We start from the raw sequence: 2,364 nt of genomic DNA on the forward strand, positions 1-2,364 counted from the left end.
GCGAAGCGCATCTTCCGGCGGGCCGATCGCGACGGCGTGGCCTGGACCTTCAACGGCCGGCGGTCAGCATCGCAAACCCGCAATGCACAGCCACGCTCGAACGACCATCGGCCCAGGAGGTCGCGGCCAACATCGCCAACGCTCCTGCGACACTGGCGGCACAATCCGAATCGTCCTAGCCAGGCTGCGCCCGGGCGATGCCGGAGCAGTGGCCGATGTCGCGCCGCTGCCGCCGGGCGGCTTGCCGGTCGCCCCGAAGCGCAGGCCGAACCTGCCGCGACCCAAACCATCAACCGAACCCGCAGGAACCATACCGATGACCGCACTTCCGCCTCCCCCCGTTCCCCAGAAGCTGCGGGACATGCTCAAGGACTATCCGGAGCACATCGAGCGGCTGCAGGAGACACTTCAACGCATCGTCAACAAGAGGTTGCCGGGCGCGGACCCATTTGAACGGGCGATCTGGCTGCTTGAAAGCCGCTTGAGTACATTCATCTCCGAAGCCAGAGACGAACTGCAAGCAGCGGAATCCTCCGGTGATCCGGAAGCGATAAAACGGGCGAAGGAAAAGGAGCTGCGCATGCTGGATGCTCGAACACTACCGAGCCTGCATGACTTGCATGAGTACTTCATCAGGAACAAGGAGATGTTCGAATGAGCGCCGAAGGTAGCCGGCTCGATCCATCGACCCATGACGCGATTTTCAGAGAGAAGATCCTTACCCAAACACAGTTCATCGAAGCATCCGAACAAGCGCGCCCGAAGGCGATCATACTGGGTGGGCAACCCGGGGCAGGCAAAGGAGGGCTGGCAGATACTGCAAAGCTGGAGCTTGCTGATGATGTCGTCAAAATCGACCCCGACGCACTCCGCGATTACCACCCTCGCGCCAGCGAGTTCCGTCGCACCCACCCCTACGCCGTGGCCGGACGCAAGAACTTCATCTTCGACACGACATTGAGTAACGGCGAGTGGTCTTCGGAGCTGATCCGCGACCTGCAAGCCAAGGGCTACGAGGTCGAGGTCCGCGTCATGGCCTCGCCGAAGCTGGAAAGCGAACTGGGGGTCGATCAGCGCTTCTCCGACAAACTGGAAGCCGATGGCCACGGCCGCTACGTCCCTGCGAGCGTGCGTGATCACGTCTACGACAAGCTTCCCGCAAGCCTCGACACCATTCATGCGCGCACCGACGTGCCCATCCCGAGACCGTCCAACGCACTCGCCCCGAGATCGCGCCGGTCCTCTTGACGGAACGCGACCAGGCGCGTATTCCCGAAAGCGTGGCCGGCTACCGTCGGCGCGCCTCCGACATGGACTTCGATGTTCGCCTTCAGCCCGCGCTGGCCCGAGGCGGTACCGCCGCAGGACTCGCCGCCACCGCCTACGATGCCCTGAGCACGCACGCGAAGGCCGCGGACCTGCGCGAGCACGGCAGCGTCCTGGCCGCGCAGTCCGAGTGGACCCACACTATCCGGAGCACATCGAACGGCTAGAGGAGGCTTTGAATACCGTCGTGACGAAACCTTCGGCCGCAACCCCTCCCTTCGAGGTAGCCATATGGGCGCTTGAAGGGCGCCTAGACACTTTCAGAGCAGAGGCCCACGAGGAACTAAAAGCTGCCGAAGCCAGCGGGGATCCTGCTGCTATTGAAAAGGCGAGACAAAAGCAACTCCTCATGGGACGCGCAAGGTCCGGCGGCCTCTACTCCTTGAATGAAATAGAAGAGCACTTTAAAGCACGCAGAAAGGAATTCTGATGAGTACTCCAAACACCGCATTGGATCGAGCGACTCATAGTCGAATTTTTATGGAAACCATCGTCCCTGAGAGCAGGATCGATGAAATCACATCCCACGAGAAGCCTCGCGCCATCCTTCTCGGCGGCCAGCCCGGCTCGGGCAAAGGCAGTCTGGCCGGAATTGCAGAGGCGGAGCTGAATCTCGACGCCGTCAAAATCGATCCCGACGCACTCCGCGACTACCACCCTCGCGTCAACGAGTTCCGTCGCACCCACCCCTACACCTGGTCGGGCCTGACCCACGCCGATGCCGGGCAATGGGCCGATGAACTGCGCAATGCGGCCGTGGCCGGACGCAAGAACATCATCTTCGACACGACATTGAGTAACGGCGAGTGGTCTGAACGATTCAGCAGAGGCTTGAACGCCGATGGCCACGGCCGTTACGTCCCTGCGAGCGTGCGCGATCACGTCTACGACAAGCTCCCCTCCAGCCTCGACACCATTCACGCGCGCACCGACGTGCCCATCCGCCTGTTCGATCGCGAAGGCACGCAGCTGTACGACAGCCGCATCGATGCGCGCTCGCCCGGCGCAGCGCTGGAAGAAGCGCGCGATGCCAGGCTG

5 protein-coding genes are annotated in these 2,364 nt (G+C 62.3%); all 5 read left to right on the forward strand.

The features are described from left to right. The first annotated feature begins 316 nt into the window (after positions 1-316). Complete coding sequence (locus Z164_RS0119330) at positions 317-658, forward strand: hypothetical protein (protein ID WP_236621835.1); 342 nt, start codon at positions 317-319, stop codon at positions 656-658. After that, on the forward strand, positions 655-1,248 hold the full coding sequence (locus Z164_RS0119335) for a zeta toxin family protein (protein WP_024892281.1): 594 nt from the start codon (positions 655-657) through the stop codon (positions 1,246-1,248). The genes Z164_RS0119330 and Z164_RS0119335 overlap by 4 nt, the downstream gene beginning before the upstream one ends. Beyond that, the gene (locus Z164_RS22700) at positions 1,245-1,493 is read left to right on the forward strand and encodes a hypothetical protein (RefSeq protein WP_152541065.1); all 249 of its coding nucleotides are present in this window, start codon (positions 1,245-1,247) and stop codon (positions 1,491-1,493) included. The genes Z164_RS0119335 and Z164_RS22700 overlap by 4 nt, the downstream gene beginning before the upstream one ends. Then, positions 1,457-1,756: a hypothetical protein gene (locus tag Z164_RS22210; protein ID WP_081770275.1), complete on the forward strand. Its 300-nt coding sequence runs from the start codon at positions 1,457-1,459 to the stop codon at positions 1,754-1,756. Before Z164_RS22700 ends, Z164_RS22210 begins: the two co-directional genes overlap by 37 nt. Before the next feature lie 50 nt (positions 1,757-1,806). Then, on the forward strand, positions 1,807-2,364 hold a 558-nt coding region (locus Z164_RS22215; protein WP_236621836.1), incomplete at its 3' end, for a zeta toxin family protein.

This window comes from Luteimonas huabeiensis HB2, from assembly GCF_000559025.1.
Lineage (GTDB): Bacteria > Pseudomonadota > Gammaproteobacteria > Xanthomonadales > Xanthomonadaceae > Luteimonas > Luteimonas huabeiensis.

Excerpts from the sequence above, each read along its gene's own strand:
- Z164_RS0119330 (WP_236621835.1), top strand. The coding sequence starts at position 317 with ATGACCGCACTTCCGCCTCCCCCCGTTCCCCAGAAGCTGCGGGACATG.
- Z164_RS0119335 (WP_024892281.1), top strand. The coding sequence starts at position 655 with ATGAGCGCCGAAGGTAGCCGGCTCGATCCATCGACCCATGACGCGATT.